Origin of the sequence: Streptomyces sp. NPDC093085 (assembly GCF_040683935.1) — a bacterium.
GTDB lineage: Bacteria > Actinomycetota > Actinomycetes > Streptomycetales > Streptomycetaceae > Streptomyces.
Map to the genome: position 1 here is coordinate 99,918 of NZ_JBFBFB010000008.1, position 16,767 is coordinate 116,684.

Genomic DNA, 16,767 nt, shown 5'->3' on the forward strand with positions numbered 1-16,767 from the left:
TATCCTCAACTCATCACCACCAAAGGAACACGTCATCCGCACAGTTGCAGGCGGCGGACGGGGTCGTTCCGGCGATGGGCCGCGCGCAACCGGATGGGGGCGTTTCCCTGTCATAGGGAGACAGAGGACGCAATCCGCGCGCCGGGTCACCGGCCGGGGATGCCGATCAGGGGACGCGGTCAAGGGGGACCGCTCCGAACAGAACCGTGTCCGAACGGACATGCGGGCGTACGAGCAGATCTGGGCCAGGACACTCGATCGACCACGCAGAACGTATGCGTGCGGGGGGATGACGTATGACGTCGACGCCAGACGGGCCGGGCAGCGACCGGCAGCGGACCGAGCGCACCGACGCGTCCCGGACCACCCAGCTCCGGATACCCGCGCATCTCAGACGCCAGCGCTCCCGGGCCGCCAAGGACGTACTGCCCACGTACGACTACGAGCACTACAGCCGGCTCGCGGGCCCGCTCACCCGGCCCGCGCCGGACCGGCCGTACAAGGTCCAGTACCGCTCGCTGCTCTCCCAGGAGAACCGGCGGATCCGGGCCGCCCTGCTGCTCGGCGCGGCGCCGCTGCTCTCCATCGGGCTCTTCGTCTGGCTGATGCAGCCCCAGCACTGGACCGAGCGCGACCCCAACCTCGACAACGACCTGCTCCTCGTCCTCGACGTCGTGATGCTCGTCTCGATCGGACTGATCGAGCTCTTCCGCACCATGAATGTCCTGTCGAACGCGCATGCCACGCTGGTCGCGCGCGACCCGGTGCCGGTCATCCCCGAGAGCGGCACCCGCGTCGCCTTCCTCACCTCCTTCGTGCCGGGCAAGGAGCCCCTGGAGATGGTGACGAAGACGCTGGAGGCGGCGGTCCGGATCCGGCACCGGGGCGTGCTGCACGTCTGGCTGCTGGACGAGGGGAACGACCCGGCGGTCAAAGAGGTCTGCGCCCGGCTCGGCGTGCACCACTTCTCCCGCAAGGGCATCGCGAAGTGGAACCAGCCCTCCGGCGCGCACCGGGCCAAGACCAAGCACGGCAACTACAACGCCTGGCTGGACGCGCACGGCGACGACTACGACTACTTCGCCTCCGTCGACACCGACCATGTACCGCTCCCCAACTACCTGGAGCGGATGCTCGGTTACTTCCGCGACCCGGATGTCGGCTTCGTCATCGGCCCGCAGGTGTACGGGAACTACGACTCGTTCGTCACCAAGGCCGCCGAGTCCCAGCAGTTCCTCTTCCACGCGCTGATCCAGCGGGCCGGCAACCGCTACGGCGCCCCCATGTTCGTCGGCACCAGCAACGCGGTCCGGATCAGGGCGCTCAAGCAGATCGGCGGTCTGTACGACTCCATCACGGAGGACATGGCGACCGGCTTCGAGATGCACCGCCACCGCAACCCGGTCACCGGCAACAAGTGGCGCTCCGTCTACACCCCCGACGTGCTCGCCGTCGGCGAGGGGCCGACCGCCTGGACGGACTTCTTCACCCAGCAGCTCCGCTGGTCGCGCGGGACGTACGAGACGATCCTCAAGCAGTACTGGAAGGGCTTCGGCACGCTGCCTCCGGGCAAGCTCTTCAACTACACCATGATGATCATCTTCTACCCGATGTCGGCCCTCAACTGGATCCTGGCGGCGCTGAGCTGCGCGCTCTTCCTGGGCATGGGCGCCTCCGGGGTCCAGATCGACCCGGCGATCTGGATGATGCTGTACGGGAACGCCTCGGCCCTCCAGATCGGCCTCTACATCTGGAACCGCCGCCACAACGTCTCCCCGCACGAGCCGGAGGGGTCCGGCGGGCTCGCCGGGATGGCGATGTCCGCGATGTCGGCGCCGCTGTACGCGCGTTCGCTGATGGACGCCGTCCTGCGCCGCAAGAGCAGCTTCGTGGTGACCCCGAAGGGCGACTCGTCCAGCCCGGACACCCTCTTCGGCACGTTCCGGGTGCACTTCTTCTTCATCGTCGTCTTCGGCGGCTCGATGGTCGCCTCGCTGATCCTGGGCCATGACCATCCGGCGATGCTGATCTGGGCGACGCTGGCGATGCTGATCACGGCGGCGCCGGTCCTCATCTGGTGGTGGTCGCTGCGGGAGGAGAAGCGCGCGAAGGGACCGAAGGGCGGGAAGCGCGCGAAGGGCACGAAGCCGGGGGCGCGGCCTGCGGCGCAGCCGCCCGTACCGCCACAGGTGGGGTACGACGCGCAGCCGCCCGTCCCGCCCGTGCAGCAGACGGCGGTGCTTCCGCAGCAGTCGTACGACGCACCCGTACCGCCCGCGACACCCGCACCAACGGCACAGATTTCCCTTGGGGGACGTAAGAAATGAGCGCGATTCCCGTCCGGCAGAACCACCGCAAGAACCGGGCCCGGCGCATCGCGATCGGCGCGGCGGTCGTCGTCGCGGTGGCCGGCTTCAACGGACCCGCGCTCTACCGGTTCGGCTCGGCGCAGTACCACGACTACACGATCAACCGGGCCGACTACAAGGCGGCCAACGGCCACTGGGACTTCCTCGACGTCCCCGCCAAGTTCAAGATCAACTCGATCCACGCCTCGCTCCTGCACACCGGCAAGGTGCTGCTCATAGCCGGGTCGGGGAACAACCAGAAGAACTTCGACGCGGGCAAGTTCGAGTCGGTGCTCTGGGACCCGGCGACGAACAAGTACAAGATGATCCCCACCCCGAAGGACATGTTCTGCTCCGGGCACACCCAACTGCCCGACGGGAACCTGCTGGTGGCGGGCGGTACGAAGCGGTACGAGAAGCTCCAGGGCGATGTCACCAAGGCGGGCGGCCTGATGGTCGTCCACAACGAGAACCCCGACAAGCCGATCACGCTCCCGGCCGGCACGGTCTTCACGGGGAAGGAGAACGGCAAGACGTTCGTCTCCAAGGACCCGGTCCTGGTCGAGAAGGCCACCAAGGTCTTCGACAAGGCGACCGGCGCTTTCCTCCGCAACGACCCGGGGCTGGGCCGGATCTATGTGGAGGCCCGCGAGTCCGGCACCCGGTACGAGACCGGCGCCGAGGACAACTACCGGGTGGCTGGGCTGAAGGGCGAGGACGCGCGGAACGTCTACGGCATCGCGCAGAAGCTCGCCCTGGACAAGAAGGACTTCCAGGGCATCAAGGAGGCGTACGAGTTCGACCCGGTCGCGGAGAAGTACATCCCCGTCGACCCGATGAACGAGGCGCGCTGGTACCCGACGCTGACCACGCTCCCGGACGGCAAGGTCCTCGCCATGTCCGGCCTGGACGAGATCGGCCAGATCGTCCCGGGCAAGGACGAGATCTACGACCCGGAGACCCGTACCTGGAAGTACACCGGGATCGTACGGCGCTTCCCCACGTACCCCGCGGTCTTCCTGATGGACAACGGCAAGCTCTTCTACAGCGGCTCCAACGCCGGGTACGGGCCCGCCGATGTCGGCCGTGACCCGGGGGTCTGGGACCTGGAGACGAACACGTTCCAGAAGGTCCCGGGGCTGAGCGACCCCGACCTGATGGAGACCTCGGCGACGGTGATGCTGCCGCCCGCGCAGGACCAGAAGTTCATGGTGATCGGCGGCGGCGGGGTCGGCGAGTCGAAGAAGTCGAGCGAGAAGTCCCGGCTGGTCGACCTGAAGGACGCGGACCCGCGCTTCAAGGACGGCCCGAGCCTCGACCAGGGCACCCGCTACCCCAGCGCCTCCCTGCTCCCCGACGACAGTGTGCTGGTCACCGGCGGCTCACAGGACTACCGGGGCCGCGGCGGCTCGAACATCCTCCAGGCCCGTATCTACGACCCGTCCTCCGACCGCTACACCCGGGTCGCCGACCCGCAGGTGGGCCGGAACTACCACTCGGGCTCGGTGCTGCTGCCGGACGGCCGGGTCATGATCTTCGGCTCGGACTCGCTCTACGCGGACGACGCCAACACAAAGCCGGGCGTCTTCGAGCAGCGCATCGAGATCTACACACCGCCGTACCTCTACCGGGACGCGCGCCCGGAGGTCACGGAGGGCCCGGAGAAAGTGACGCGGGGCGGCTCGGCGGTCTTCAAGGTGAAGGACCCGGACGGGGTGATGACGGCGAAGCTGATGCGGCCGAGCGCGGTCACCCATGTCACCGACGTCGAACAGCGCACGGTGGCACTGGACTTCGAGAAGACGGCGGACGGCATCAAGGTCACGGTGCCGAAGAACAGCGCGCTGGTGCCGTCCGGCTGGTACATGCTCTTCGTCACGGACGGCGCGGACACGCCGTCGAAGGCGGTGTGGGTGGACGTGCAGTAGGAACCAGTAGGGACAGTAGGGACCAGTAGGGGTCCGCTAAGGGCTGGTCCACGAGGGGGGAAGGGTCAGGGGCTCCCCTAGTGGACCAGCCCTACTTCGTGGCGCGGGCCAGTTCCAGGGCGTACTTCGGATACCACTCCCCCGCCTTCGGGCCGCCCTTGCAGTCGCCGTCCGACTCGCCGGGGCGCTTGATCCAGAGGTACGCCTTGACCAGCGGGTCGCCGGTGCGGACCGTCGGGCGTTCGCCGAGGGCGCGGCCGGGCGGGTTGCACCAGTTCTCGGCGGGGTCGCCGCCGGTGTACGGGCCGTTGCCGTTCCGGCTGGTGTCGATCACGAAGGGCTTGCCGCCGACCTTCGCGGAGAGCCGCTTGCCGAAGTCCTCGCTGGCGTCGGTGGCGTAGAAGTTGGAGACGTTGACGGAGAAGCCGTCGGCGGCGGCGATCCCCGCCCGCTGGAGCGGTTCGTAGAGCGCGTCGGGGGTCTGCCACCCCGCGTTCCCCGCGTCCAGGTAGACCGTCGTCGCGGGCTGCTTCTTGAGGCGTTCCACGGCACCCTTGAGCAGGTCGTACCGTTCCTCGTGGAACTGCTGCGGCGTACAGCCGTCGACGAGGTGGAGGACGGCGTCGGGCTCCAGGATCACGGTCGCCCGCCGGTCGCCGATGCCCTGGGCGACCTGGTCGACCCAGGCCCGGTAGGCGTCGCCGTCGGCGGCGCCGCCCTTGGAGAACTGGCCGCAGTCGCGGTGCGGGATGTTGTAGAGGACCAGCAGGGCCTCCCGGTCGGCCTTGGCCGCCGCTTCCGTGAACCCCTTGGTCTGCGCCTCCGCGTTGTCGGGGACGACCCACTCGGCGACCGGCTGTTCGGCGATCTTCCCGATCTGGGCGGCGCTGTCGGTGTCGCCCTTCGCGGTGTACGCGGCGACCTGACGGGCCGCGCCGCTGTCGGGGTTGACCCAGTAGGGGTCGTCCGCCTTGGGCCGCTGGCTCACGGGGGCCGCCTTCCGCCCGTCACCGTCCCCGTCGTCACCGCCGCCGGACGAGCAGCCGGTCAGCAGCAGCGCCGCCGCCCCGGCCGCCGCGATCCACGCCGCCGTGCCGCCCTTACCGCCCCCACCACGCCCGCGCCGGACGCCCCCACGCCCGCGCCGGGTACAACTGCCGTACATCCACTCCCCCTTGATGTGCCGGCCTCGCCGCCGGATGCCCCCGGTCCCCAATCCTGGCATACCGGCCCCGGCCCCCGGCGCGGTACGGCGTACGCCGGAGGGCGGCGCGGAACGTACGGAACGTACGCCGGGCAGGGGGTGCGCGCCGGTCGGCGCACGCCGGGTGCGCGGTCAGCGCACGGCGGTGAGATAGGCGGAGACGACCACGTTCGCCGAGTACGCCTGGGCCGCCTTGTCGAAGGTGCCGCCGCAGGTGATCAGGCGCAGCTCGGCGCGGGTCTTCTGACCTGAGCCGTAGACCTTCAGCGGGTCGAACCGGTCCCGTTCGACCACCTGGACGTCCTCGATGGTGAACTCGGCGGTCTGCCCGTCGGTCCGGGCGACCCGGACCTTCCCGCCCCGCTTGGCCGAACTGAGTCCGTAGAAGACGGCCGGTTCGGTTCGGGTGTCGACATGGCCGACGAGGATCGCGGCGCCCGCCGCCCCGGGGCGCACCCCGCCGCCGTACCAGCCGACCGTGTCCGGCGTCCCGTACGGCGGCGGGTCGACCGCGCCCGTGGCGTCGAGGCCGCGCGCCACCACCGGTGCCTCGATGCCGAGCGAGGGGATCTCGACCCGGCGCGGGGTCCCGCCGTCCGGCACCCCGGGTTCCCCCGACTGCCCGTAGGGGTCGGACCCGTACGGGTCGGGGTGCCCGGGCAGGCCGGAGTCGAGCGGGGTGCGGGGCGGTGGCAGGTCCGTGCCCGGGCGGCCGACGGCGGCGATGTCCCCGGTGGCGGGGGCGGTGAGGGGGACGGGCGGCTGGTCCTTCGCCCAGATCCAGAGCCCGAGCAGCAGAATCGCCCAGGCCGTACCGGTTATCAGCCGCCCCGAGCCGCGCTCGTACCGGCGGCGCCTGCTCCATGACCACCCCTGGTACCACCACTCGGGCGGCGGCTCCGGGGGCCTGTGTACGCGGAACATGTCAGTCGGTGTCCCGCCCCGTGACCGTGCCCGTGCCCGTGCCGGCACCCGCGGCCGTACGCTGCCGCCGTACGCTCCGGAACGCGACGGCGACCGCCGCGACCCCGGCGAGGACGAGCCCGATCACGGCGTGCGAGGTGCCGGGCCCGGCGGTGTCGGCGGTGTTCGCCTCTCCCTTGGCCGCGTCCTTGGCCTCCGGCCGGGCCCCTTCCTTACCGGCAGGACCGACATCGGCGGCAAGCTGCTGGGCCATCCCGCCCCCGCCGGCCCGGACCGGGCCCCACGGGTCGCGGTGGTGCTTCCAGCGGTCGCGGTCGTGGTCCCGGCCCTTCTCGCGGTCCCAGCGGTCGTGGTCCCGGTCGCGGCCCCGCTCCCGGTCGCCGTCCCAGCCGCCGGCGGGGTCGGTACGGCCGTGGTCGGGGCGGCCGGGATCCGGCCGGTTGTGCTGGGTGACGTCGAAGCTGCCCGCGTCGGCGTGGCCGTGCCCGTCGCACTTGATCTCGATCCGGGCCCGGCCGGCGGGCGCGCCGGGTTTGATCCGGGCATGGCCGGAGAGCGGCACCGGCTGTCCGGGGTGCTGGGCGGCTTCGGCCTGGTCCCGGTTCCAGTCCTCGCCCCAGGCGCGGCGGGCGAGCTTCGCCTCGCCGGTGAAGACCGGGGAGACCGCCACGGCCTCCTGGCTCTTGCAGCCCTCGGCGCGGATCTCCACCTCGTCCCCGGGGCCGGCGGTGGACGGGATGACGGTGACCGTTACGGAGTCATGGGCCTGGGCGGGTGTGACGGTGCCGAGGACGGGCGCGGTCACCAGGACGGTGACCACGCCCGTGGCACGGAGTGCGAGCAGAGCAGTACGCATCGTGAACCTCCTGGTACCGCCAGGCTCACCCGTGCGCGGGGTTTTCGCATCCTCAACGGCGCGGCGTCACCCCGTAAACCGCTCTGACGTGCTCAGACGCGATCGACCAGATCGGCGATCGAGTCAACGACCTTCGAGGGGCGGAAGGGGTGGTGGTCGATGTCGGCGCGGGTGGTGAGCCCGGTGAGCACGAGGAAGGTCTCCATCCCCGCTTCCAGACCGGCCAGCACGTCGGTGTCCATCCGGTCGCCGATCATGGCGCTGGTCTCGGAGTGCGCGCCGATGGCGTTGAGGCCGGTCCGCATCATCAGCGGGTTGGGCTTGCCCGCGAAGTACGGCTCCTTGCCGGTGGCCTTGGTGATCAGCGCGGCGACGGCGCCGGTGGCGGGGAGCGGGCCCTCGGTGGACGGGCCGGTCTCGTCGGGGTTGGTGCAGATGAACCGGGCGCCGCCGTTGATCAGCCGGATCGCCCTGGTCAGCGCCTCGAAGCTGTACGTACGGGTCTCGCCGAGGACGACGTAGTCCGGCTCGTGGTCGGTGAGGATGTACCCGATGTCGTGGAGGGCGGTGGTGAGCCCCGCCTCGCCGATCACATAGGCGGTGCCGCCGGGCCGCTGGTCCTCCAGGAACTTGGCGGTGGCGAGCGCGGAGGTCCAGATGTTGCCGACGGGGACGTCGAGGCCCATGCGGGCGAGGCGGGCCTGGAGGTCGCGCGGGGTGTAGATCGAGTTGTTGGTGAGGACGAGGAACGGCTTCCCCGAGTCCCGCAGCCGCTTGATGAACTCGGCGGCGCCGGGGATCGGCACGCCCTCGTGGATGAGGACGCCGTCCATGTCGGTGAGCCAGGACTCGATCGGCTTGCGCTCTGCCACGGGACTGTTCTCCGCTCTGCGGTTCTGCTGCGAGTTCTTCTGCGGGGTCTACTGCGGGGACTGCTGCGGGGTGTTCTGCGGGGTCTGCTGCGGGGACTGCTTGCGGCGTCTGCGGGGCCGAATACGCCGTACGTACGCCTCGCACGTTCGCCTCGTACGTACGGGCGACGCGTCCCAGCCTAACCAGGGTGGGCGGGACTCCGGCCAGGGCGGGCGGGACCTCATCCCCCCAGCTCCGGTTCCCTCCCCCGGCGGCGCCCGAACACCGGCGCGAGCACCAGCTGCGCCGCGCCCTCCGCTACGGCGTGCGCGCCTCCCCCGGCGGGCGCCACCGGGATCCCCGCGCCCCCGGCGCGGGCCGTGAGGACGGCGCGTACGCCCCGTACGAAACACTCCTCGTGCGCGGTGACGGTCCGGCCGCCGAGCAGCACGCGGTCGATGTCCAGGAGCGCGACGAGGTTCGCCGCGCCCTCCCCGAGGATCCGGGCCGCCTCGTCCAGGTCGCCCCGGGCGACGGCGGCCAGGCAGAGCGCCTCGACGCACCCCCGGTTGCCGCAGCCGCACAGGGGCCCGTCGAGCTGGATGACCTGATGGCCGAACTCGCCCGCGCCGGTGCGCGCGCCCCGGTGCAGAACGCCCCCGAGGACGAGCCCGGCGCCCAGCCCCGTACCGAGATGGAGATACGCGAAGGAGTCGCCCCGCCCGGCGGGGGCACCCTTCAGGGCGAGGCCCAGGGCGGCGGCGTTGGTGTCCTTGTCGAGGACGACGGGGAGCCGGAGCCGCGCGGCGAGGGCGTCCCGCAGCGGAAACCCCTCCCACTCAGGAAAGCCGGTGACCCGGCGCGGCACCCCGGTCACATGGTCGAGCGGCCCCGGCATCGCCACCCCGACCCCGAGCGGCCCCCGGGGGAGGGACCCGGGCGGCTGCGGGCGGGCGGCGTCGAGGGGGTCCCGTACCGCGAGCGCGCGGGCCGCGTCCGCCCGTACCGCCGCCACCTGCTCCGCCGCCTCCGCCACCACCCGCTCGGCGCCCGCGCCCAGGTCGAACGGCACGGTCCGGGCGGCGACCGGGGCGCCGGCCAAGTCGACCACCACGGCGGTCAGTTCGTCCCGGTCGAGGTGGAGCCCCACGGCGTACGCGGCCGAGCGGACCAGCCGGAGCACGGTGCGCGGCTTGCCGCCGGTGGAGGCGCGCCGGCCGGCCTCGGCGGCGAGCCCCTCGGTGCGGAGCCGGGCGGTGATCTTGCTGACGGCCTGCGGGGTGAGCCCGGTGCGCTCGGCGAGTTCCAGCCGGCTGATGCCGCCCGTACCCGCCGTACGGAGCAGGTCGAGCACGAGCGCGGCGTTGTGCCCGCGCAGCACCGGCAGATTGGCCCCGGAGCCGCCCGGGCCCACCCCGGCGCGCACGCTCATGTCCACTCCAGCCCCTGCCCCTGCACCTGCACCGCGCCCATCCCCGCGCCCATCCCCGCGCCCGCACCGACGGCACCGACCGCCGCGCCGACCGCCGCATCGACGGCACCGACTGCCGCACCGCGCGCCGCGCCGCACATCGCACCACGCGCCGCTCTTCCGCGCCTTCTGCTCACCTGCCCCATTGTCCACACCTCTTGCACTTTGGAAACACCGTTGCTTAAGTGGGTTCATGACTGGTACCGGCACCCCTCCGCGCGTCGGACTCGTGGGCTACGGCCTCGCGGGATCCGTCTTCCACGCCCCGCTCCTCGCGGCGGCGGAAGGTCTCGTCCTCGACACGGTCGTGACGGCCGCCCAGGAGCGCCGGGTGCAGGCCCGCGCCGAGTTCCCCGACGTACGGTTCGCGGCCACGCCGGAGGAGCTGTGGCAGCGGGCGGACGAGCTGGACCTGATCGTCATCGCCTCCCCGAACCGGACGCATGTCCCGCTCGCGCGGGCCGCGCTGGAGGCCGGTCTCGCGGTCGTCGTGGACAAGCCGCTCTCCGGCACGGCGGCGGAGGCGCGGGAGCTCGCCGCGCTGGCGGAGGAGCGCGGGCAGCTCCTCTCCGTCTTCCAGAACCGCCGCTGGGACAACGACTTCCTCACCCTGACCCGCCTCATCGGCTCGGGCCGGCTCGGCGACGTACAGCGCTTCGAGTCCCGCTTCGAGCGGTGGCGCCCGCAGATCAAGGGCGGCTGGCGGGAGTCGGGCGCGCCGGAGGAGATCGGCGGGCTCCTGTACGACCTGGGCAGCCATGTGGTCGACCAGGCGCTGGTGCTCTTCGGTCCGGTCGTACGGGTCTACGCGGAGGCGGATGTCCGGCGCCCCGGGGCCGAGACGGACGACGACACGTTCATCGCCCTGACGCACGCGAACGGCGTCCGCTCGCATCTGTACGTCAGCGCCACCACGGCCCAGCTCGGCCCGCGCTTCCGGGTGCTGGGCTCGAAGGCGGGGTACGTGAAGTACGGCCTGGACCCCCAGGAGGCGGACCTGCGCGCGGGCAAGCGGCCCGGCGCGGGGCGCGCGGCGGGGTGGGGCCTGGAGCCGGAGTCGCTGTGGGGCCGGCTCGGCGCGGGGGACTCGCCGCTGACCGGGGGCGGCCACCCGGTGGAGACGGAGCCGGGCGACTACCCGGCGTACTACGCGGCGATCGCGGCGGCGCTGCGCGACGGTACGCCGCCGCCGGTTTCGGCGTACGAGGCGGCGGCGACGCTGGATGTACTGGAGGCGGCGGTGCGCTCGGCGCAGGAGGGCGCGACGGTCACGCTGGAGGCCACGCACCCATGACCGCCACGGACCCGGATACGGCCCCGGATGACGTCACCGTCGCCGAACTCGAAGCGCAGGAAGCCCGTCTGACGCTCCCCCGTTTCACGTACGAGACCGCCTGGAAGCTCGGCAACCTGCTGGTCGAGCTGGCGCGCGCCCGTAACGCGCCGGTGGCGATCGACATCCGCCGGGGCGCGCAGCAGCTCTTCCACTGCGCGCTGCCCGGCTCGACGGCGGACAACGACGCCTGGATCGACCGGAAGCGCCGGGTCGCGGCGCGGTACGGCGCGTCGTCGCTGCTGGTGGGCGCGCGCTGCCGGGCCAAGGGCACGACGTTCGAGGAGTCCTCCCGGCTGGACCCGGACCGGTACGCGGCGCATGGCGGCGCTTTCCCGATCGCGGTGGAGGGCGCGGGGATCGTCGGGACGGTGACGGTGTCGGGGCTGCCGCAGGTGGCGGACCACGAGCTGGTGGTGGAGGCGCTGGAGAGGCTGAGGGAGGCCGAGGGCTGGGCTGGGGCCGGGGCGGGGCCGGGGCCGGGACCTGAATCCCCTTAAGGGTCGCTGCCCGTAGCGGGCACTGCCCGTAGGGGGCAGTGCCCGTAGGGGGCACTGCCCGTAGGGGGCACTGCCCGTAGGGGGCACTGCCCGTAGGGGTCGCTACCCGTACGGATCGCTGCCGGTACGGGTGAGCCCGTACGGGGCCGAGCCGCTCGCCCCCGTACCGCCCCGCCCCCGTACCCCCACCCCGGTACACCCCGCCCCCGTACACCCCGCCCCGTACACCCGCCCCCGTAAGGGCTCCCCCCACCGTCCCCTCTCCGTCACCGTCCCCGCTCCCCCCTCTCCTCCTCCCGCCCTCAGGCGTCGGCGAACTCCTGCCGCTGGCGCCCGAGCCCGTCGATCTCCAGCTCCACCACATCGCCCGCCCGCAGATACGGCTTGGGCTCGGGGCGGCCCATGGCGACACCGGCGGGGGTACCGGTGTTGATCACGTCGCCGGGGTAGAGGGTCATGAACTGGCTGACGTACCGGACGATCTCGCCGACGCCGAAGATCTGCTCGGCCGTGGTGCCGTTCTGCTTCAGCTCCCCGTTGACCCAGAGCCGCAGCCCGAGGTTCTGCGGGTCGGGCACCTCGTCGGCGGTGACCAGCCAGGGGCCCAGCGGGTTGAACGTCTCGCAGTTCTTGCCCTTGTCCCAGGTGCCGCCGCGCTCAATCTGGAACGCGCGCTCGGAGACGTCGTGCGCGACCGCGTACCCGCCGACGTGCGCGAGCCCGTCCTCCGCCGATTCGAGATAGCGCGCGGTGCGCCCGATGACGACGGCGAGTTCGACCTCCCAGTCGGTCTTGACGCTGGTACGGGGGACGAGAACGGTGTCCTCAGGTCCGATCACTGTGTCCGGCGCCTTGAAGAAAATGATCGGCTCGGCGGGGATCTCGGCACCGGTCTCGGCGGCGTGGTCGTGGTAGTTCAGCCCGATGCAGACGATCTTCCCGATCCGCGCGAGCGGCGGCCCGACCCGTTCCCCGGCCGCGTCGAGCACGGGCAGCTCACCGGAGGCGGCGGCGCGACGTATGCGTTCCCGTGCGGTTTCGTCGGCGAGCAGCGCACCGTCGATGTCCCCGACCAGCCCGGAGAGATCCCGGAGGGTGGTCCCGTCCTGGTCGAGCAGCGCCGGGCGCTCCGCCCCCGCCGTACCGACACGCAGCAGCTTCATGGTCCGTGATCTCCCTCTGGTTCGCTGGCTCGACTGGCGCGTCCGTTGGCCGCCGTATCCGCATACATCCGATCACTGCACAGGAAGGGAGGCAACCCCCCACTCACCCCGTGGACGCCGTCACCCCATGAGCACCATCACCCCGTGGACGCCGTCACCCCGTGGACGCCGCAAGCGCGCCCACCCCGTCGGCGTCCCGGTACATGTCCCGGTAGAGGAAGTACCGCTCGGCGGCGGTCCAGGTCGTACTGGTGACGACGTACAGCGCGGCGGCCAGCGGCACGACGGCGACGGTGAAGAGCGTCGCGAACGACAGCAGCGGCATCATCCTGGTCATGGCCCCGAGCCCGGGAAGCTGCTGCCCGTCGGGCGTGGCGGTGGGCGCGGGGGCCGGCATGCTCGCCATCTGGATCTTGGCCCGCCGGTAGTTGAACGTGGCGACGGCGGCGACGATCACGAAGAGCCCCAGGTAGACGAGGCCGGCACCGCCGAGGACGCCGCCGTTGCCGAGGGCGTCGAACCAGCGGTCGCCGAGGGGCGCGGCGAAGAGGGAGTGGCCGAGGAGTTCGTTGGCCTCGCCGCCGATCCGGGTGTTGGAGAAGAGGTGGTACATCAGGAAGAAGGCGGGCATCTGCGCGAGGCTGGGCAGGCAGCCGGAGAGCGGCGAGACGTTCTCTTTCGTGTGCAGTTCCATGATGGCCTTCTGGAGGCGTTCAGGGTTCTTGCCGTGCTTCTTCCGCAACTCGGCGATCTGCGGCGCGAGCCGGGTACGCGCCTTCTGCCCCCGGGCGGCGGCCCGCGACAGGGGGTGCACGGCGAGCCGTACGCACGCGGTGAACAGGACGATCGCGGCGGCGGTTGCGCCGGCGTGGAAGAGCGGCTGGAGCAGGTCGGCGAGGGAGCCGACGAGGTGGGCGAATACGGACATGAACGCGGACAAGGTGAGCCCTCCGGGGTCTCGTCGTGCCGGATGGTCGTGCCGGATATGAGGCGCGCCGCGACAGAGGGCGGCGGCAAGGCGGCATGACGACCCACGCGAGAAGCAAAGAGGACACAGGGGGACGCAAGAAAGCAAAAGAAGACAGAAGAAGACACAAGGACAAAAGACAAAGGCCAAAGGACACGATCACACGCCGTACACCGGCGCTCTCAAACCGTCCTGCGCCTTCCCCGCACCTTCCCTGCGCCCGCCCTTACGCTCTCAGGCTCCCCTACGCGAAGGCCGTCGAGGAGACCAGGCCGGGGGCTCGGGGCCGAGGGCGCCCGGAGGCGTCGGGGTCGCGCTGGGGAAGGAAGGCCGTACGGTGCTCACGGTCGCGGATGGCCGTCCGTACCCGGTGCGGAGGGTGGCCCGGCACCGAGCGCGCGCTGATCACGGCGCAGACGACGAGGGCGGAGCCCGCGGCGGCGGTGGCGGTGGCGGCGAGTGCGACGGCGGTGGCGAGGCTGCCCGCGTCGAGCAGCAGGAACTCGGTGAGGAAGAAGATCAGCAGCCCGTGCCCGCCGCCCCGCGGCAACCGCAGCACGTCCCGCGCCACGCCTGGCATCACACCCCCACCTCCTCCGCTCACAAGCCTCCGCCCGCCATGTCCCCTCCCCTCGGTTATACACGACGTCCACAACCCCCCGTTCCCCGTTCCCCCGACGGCGCTACGGTGTGGACCATGCGCCCCGACATGCTGCCTGCCGACCACATCGCGGAAGCCGAGCGACTGCTGCGCACCGCCACCCAGTACCCCGAGGACCACGAACCCCTGTTCCTGCGGGCCGCGGCCCATCTGGAGCTGGCCGGCGACCGCGAACGCGCCACCGGCCTCTACTCCTCCCTCCTCGCGGCCTCCCCGGCCCCGGACCACCCCCATCTGGTGAAGGCGCTCCAGGCCGCCAACCTGTGGGAGTACGGTCACGAGGCGGAGGCCCGCGCGATCATCGAGGGGGTGCGCGCCGCGGCCCCGCTCGATCCGGCGCCGTGGGAGATCGTCGCGGAGACCCTGGAGTCCCACGACGAGCTGGAAGCGGCCCACGACTCCTTCACCACCGCGCTCCGCCTCCTCCTCTCCCCGGACGAGGAGGTCCCGTACGCCACCCAGTCCCTCCTGATCGGCCGCCACCGCGTACGCCGTCTGCTGGGGCTGGACCACGACACCTGGGACGCCCTGGCCGACCAGGTCAATCCGATGCCCATCTCCCTGGACGAACTCCACGACCCGAAACGCCTCTGGTCCCTGGGTTCCGAGAACCCCGAGGAGCTCCAGGCCGAGATCACCCGCCTCCGCGCCGAACTGGGCTCCTACCGCACGGCCCTCTCCCGCCCCTTCCCGGTGGCGCTGCTGCACTGGCCCGCCGACGAACTGGCCGAACTCCTCACCGCGTACCCCTCCCTCGCCACGGAGTACCCCTCCCACGAGGCCCACCTCACCCAGGTGGAGTCCGCCCTCCGCGACCTGGCCGCCACGGGCACCCCCAACCTGGGCATCGTCACCGCGACGGTCCCCTCCTACGAGGCCTTCGCCGCCTCCGAACAGTCCTCCCCCACCCACACCCCCCTCCTCCCCCAATACACCACCACCCTCGCCGCCCGAGCCCGAGCCACCCCCTGGCCCCCCACCCGCAACGCCCCCTGCTGGTGCACCTCCACCAAGGCATACCGGGACTGCCACGGGGGCGGGTGACCGCTCCGAACGACCTCGGAGCGACACCGGAAAATGGGACACTGGGCCCATGCGAGCCGCACCCCCGTCCAGCCCTGATGTCTCGGCCCGGATGAGTCGACAGACCAGCCAGGACACCGGCGCCGAACGGGCGGTGCGGCAACTGCTCCACGCCTCCGGGTACCGCTACCGCACCCACTATCCGGTGCCGGGGATGCGCAGACGGAAGATCGACATCGCGTTCACCCGTGCCCGGTTGGCGGTCCTCATCGACGGCTGCTTCTGGCACGGCTGCCCGGAACATGCCACCAGCCCCAAGGCGAACGCCGAATGGTGGCGGAAGAAGCTCGATCGCAACATCGAGCGGGACCGGGAGACAAACGCGCAGTTGCGGTCCGAGGGGTGGACCGTGTTGCGTTTCTGGGAACACGAGTCACCGGAGGCCGTGATGCGCCAGGTGGCCACGGCTGTCGAACAGGAGAAGGCGAACAGGCGGAAATGACCCACGGAGGGCGGGGGCCGGTGAGCGGACTGCGATGCGTCGACGTGTGCGCGGGCGCGGGGGGATTGGCTCTGGGACTGGAGCAGGCGGGCTTCGCCCCCGTACTGCTCCTGGACAAGAACCCTGTGGCCTGCGCCACCCTGCGTGAGAACCGCCCTGCGTGGCACGTTCTGGAGGCGGATCTGCTGGACTTCTCCCCGTCTCGGTATCAGGAGATCTATGACGTGGATCTCCTGTCGGCGGGACCTCCCCGGGTGAGGTCGGGTGCCACTGTTGCGCGCACCGGGGCCGAGACGGAGCTGCGACTGCTGGAGGCCACCGTCTACCTGGCGCATGCCGTCCAGCCTCGCGCGCTGGTCGTCGAGAACGTACCGGGGCTGGTGAACACGCCCGGCCTCGCGTCGATACGCGAACTCATCGGCGACGAGCTGAGCCATCTCGGCTACCGGTTCCGGTGGTTCCTCCTGAACGCGGCCGACTTCGGGGTGCCCCAGAGTCGGAGACAAGGAATGCTCGTGGCGCTCAAGGAACGGTATTTCGATGCGTTCCGTGCACCGGAACCGACGGTGCGCGAGTACGTGTCCGTGGGTCGGGCCCTCCGCCGCTCCATGGCCATGGGCGGTTGGCGGGACGCCGATCGATGGGCGGCCCAGGCTCTCGCCGTGGCACCGACCTTGGTGGGCGGGTCGGACCGGCGAGGCGGCCCCGACCTCGGACCGACCGGGACGCGGAAGGCCTGGGCCCGGATGGGGGTCGACGGCAGCAGCGTGGCCGACAGCGTTCCCGGCGCGGACTTCGTCTGGGCGCCGGAGACCGGGCAACACGGGATGGTGCGGATCACGACGGACCAGGCCGCGCTCCTCCAGGGGTTCCCGCCCGAATGGAAGTTCGCGGGGAGGAAGACGGCTCGTTACCGCCAGATCGGGCATGCTTCCCCGCCCCCCGTGGCCAAGGCGCTCGGGCTGGCGATCCGAGCTGCGTTGGATTCACCTGTAACTCCTGTCCCGCGTTACACTCCAGCCCCATGAACAGCCC

At 71.5% G+C, this 16,767-nt stretch carries 16 protein-coding genes; 7 read left to right on the plus strand and 9 right to left on the minus strand.

Features of this window, described 5'->3' with window-relative positions:
- Positions 1-296 precede the first annotated feature (296 nt).
- Both AB0O07_RS22560 and AB0O07_RS22565 read left to right on the plus strand, forming a co-directional pair.
- Entirely contained in the window at positions 297-2,327 is a 2,031-nt protein-coding gene (locus tag AB0O07_RS22560; protein ID WP_365635967.1) for a cellulose synthase catalytic subunit, read from the plus strand.
- Positions 2,324-4,276 (plus strand): galactose oxidase-like domain-containing protein, encoded by a 1,953-nt coding sequence (locus tag AB0O07_RS22565; RefSeq protein WP_365635969.1) that lies wholly within the window; start codon positions 2,324-2,326, stop codon positions 4,274-4,276. Before AB0O07_RS22560 ends, AB0O07_RS22565 begins: the two co-directional genes overlap by 4 nt.
- 91 nt (positions 4,277-4,367) lie before the next feature.
- On the opposite strand, the gene AB0O07_RS22570 is transcribed toward AB0O07_RS22565, so the two are convergent.
- From AB0O07_RS22570 to AB0O07_RS22595, 6 genes are all read right to left on the minus strand, one after another.
- Complete coding sequence (locus tag AB0O07_RS22570) at positions 4,368-5,441, minus strand: glycoside hydrolase family 6 protein (RefSeq protein ID WP_365635971.1); 1,074 nt, start codon at positions 5,439-5,441, stop codon at positions 4,368-4,370.
- 171 nt (positions 5,442-5,612) lie between these two features.
- Positions 5,613-6,404: a class F sortase gene (locus AB0O07_RS22575; RefSeq protein WP_365635973.1), complete on the minus strand. Its 792-nt coding sequence runs from the start codon at positions 6,402-6,404 to the stop codon at positions 5,613-5,615.
- Between the two features lies 1 nt (position 6,405).
- Complete coding sequence (locus tag AB0O07_RS22580; RefSeq protein ID WP_365635975.1) at positions 6,406-7,260, minus strand: hypothetical protein; 855 nt, start codon at positions 7,258-7,260, stop codon at positions 6,406-6,408.
- A 92-nt stretch (positions 7,261-7,352) separates the two neighbouring features.
- On the minus strand, positions 7,353-8,132 hold the full coding sequence (locus AB0O07_RS22585) for an HAD-IIA family hydrolase (RefSeq protein WP_365635977.1): 780 nt from the start codon (positions 8,130-8,132) through the stop codon (positions 7,353-7,355).
- A 221-nt stretch (positions 8,133-8,353) separates the two neighbouring features.
- Complete coding sequence (locus AB0O07_RS22590; RefSeq protein ID WP_365635978.1) at positions 8,354-9,544, minus strand: ROK family transcriptional regulator; 1,191 nt, start codon at positions 9,542-9,544, stop codon at positions 8,354-8,356.
- Positions 9,541-9,720 carry a hypothetical protein gene (locus AB0O07_RS22595; RefSeq protein ID WP_365635980.1) on the minus strand — a complete coding sequence of 60 codons (180 nt, stop codon included), beginning with the start codon at positions 9,718-9,720 and terminating at the stop codon, positions 9,541-9,543. Before AB0O07_RS22595 ends, AB0O07_RS22590 begins: the two co-directional genes overlap by 4 nt.
- 56 nt (positions 9,721-9,776) lie before the next feature.
- Between AB0O07_RS22595 and AB0O07_RS22600 the strand changes: the two genes are divergently transcribed.
- Positions 9,777-10,877 carry a Gfo/Idh/MocA family oxidoreductase gene (locus tag AB0O07_RS22600; protein ID WP_365635981.1) on the plus strand — a complete coding sequence of 367 codons (1,101 nt, stop codon included), beginning with the start codon at positions 9,777-9,779 and terminating at the stop codon, positions 10,875-10,877.
- Positions 10,874-11,416 (plus strand): heme-degrading domain-containing protein, encoded by a 543-nt coding sequence (locus AB0O07_RS22605; protein ID WP_365635982.1) that lies wholly within the window; start codon positions 10,874-10,876, stop codon positions 11,414-11,416. Before AB0O07_RS22600 ends, AB0O07_RS22605 begins: the two co-directional genes overlap by 4 nt.
- 302 nt (positions 11,417-11,718) lie before the next feature.
- Here the strand turns inward: AB0O07_RS22605 and AB0O07_RS22610 are convergent, their stop codons facing one another.
- The 3 genes from AB0O07_RS22610 to AB0O07_RS22620 form a co-directional block, all read right to left on the minus strand.
- On the minus strand, positions 11,719-12,579 hold the full coding sequence (locus AB0O07_RS22610; RefSeq protein ID WP_365635984.1) for a fumarylacetoacetate hydrolase family protein: 861 nt from the start codon (positions 12,577-12,579) through the stop codon (positions 11,719-11,721).
- A 154-nt stretch (positions 12,580-12,733) separates the two neighbouring features.
- Positions 12,734-13,519: a YidC/Oxa1 family membrane protein insertase gene (locus AB0O07_RS22615; RefSeq protein WP_365635986.1), complete on the minus strand. Its 786-nt coding sequence runs from the start codon at positions 13,517-13,519 to the stop codon at positions 12,734-12,736.
- Between the two features lie 271 nt (positions 13,520-13,790).
- Entirely contained in the window at positions 13,791-14,126 is a 336-nt protein-coding gene (locus AB0O07_RS22620; protein ID WP_365635988.1) for a DUF6412 domain-containing protein, read from the minus strand.
- A 117-nt stretch (positions 14,127-14,243) separates the two neighbouring features.
- Here AB0O07_RS22620 and AB0O07_RS22625 point away from each other — a divergent pair, with 117 nt between their 5' ends.
- The 3 genes from AB0O07_RS22625 to AB0O07_RS22635 are packed head-to-tail and all read left to right on the plus strand — an operon-like array spanning position 14,244 to position 16,760.
- The gene (locus AB0O07_RS22625; protein ID WP_365635990.1) at positions 14,244-15,251 is read left to right on the plus strand and encodes an SEC-C domain-containing protein; all 1,008 of its coding nucleotides are present in this window, start codon (positions 14,244-14,246) and stop codon (positions 15,249-15,251) included.
- 49 nt (positions 15,252-15,300) lie between these two features.
- Complete coding sequence (locus tag AB0O07_RS22630; RefSeq protein ID WP_365635991.1) at positions 15,301-15,732, plus strand: very short patch repair endonuclease; 432 nt, start codon at positions 15,301-15,303, stop codon at positions 15,730-15,732.
- Entirely contained in the window at positions 15,729-16,760 is a 1,032-nt protein-coding gene (locus AB0O07_RS22635; RefSeq protein ID WP_365635993.1) for a DNA cytosine methyltransferase, read from the plus strand. Before AB0O07_RS22630 ends, AB0O07_RS22635 begins: the two co-directional genes overlap by 4 nt.
- Positions 16,761-16,767: the final 7 nt, after the last annotated feature.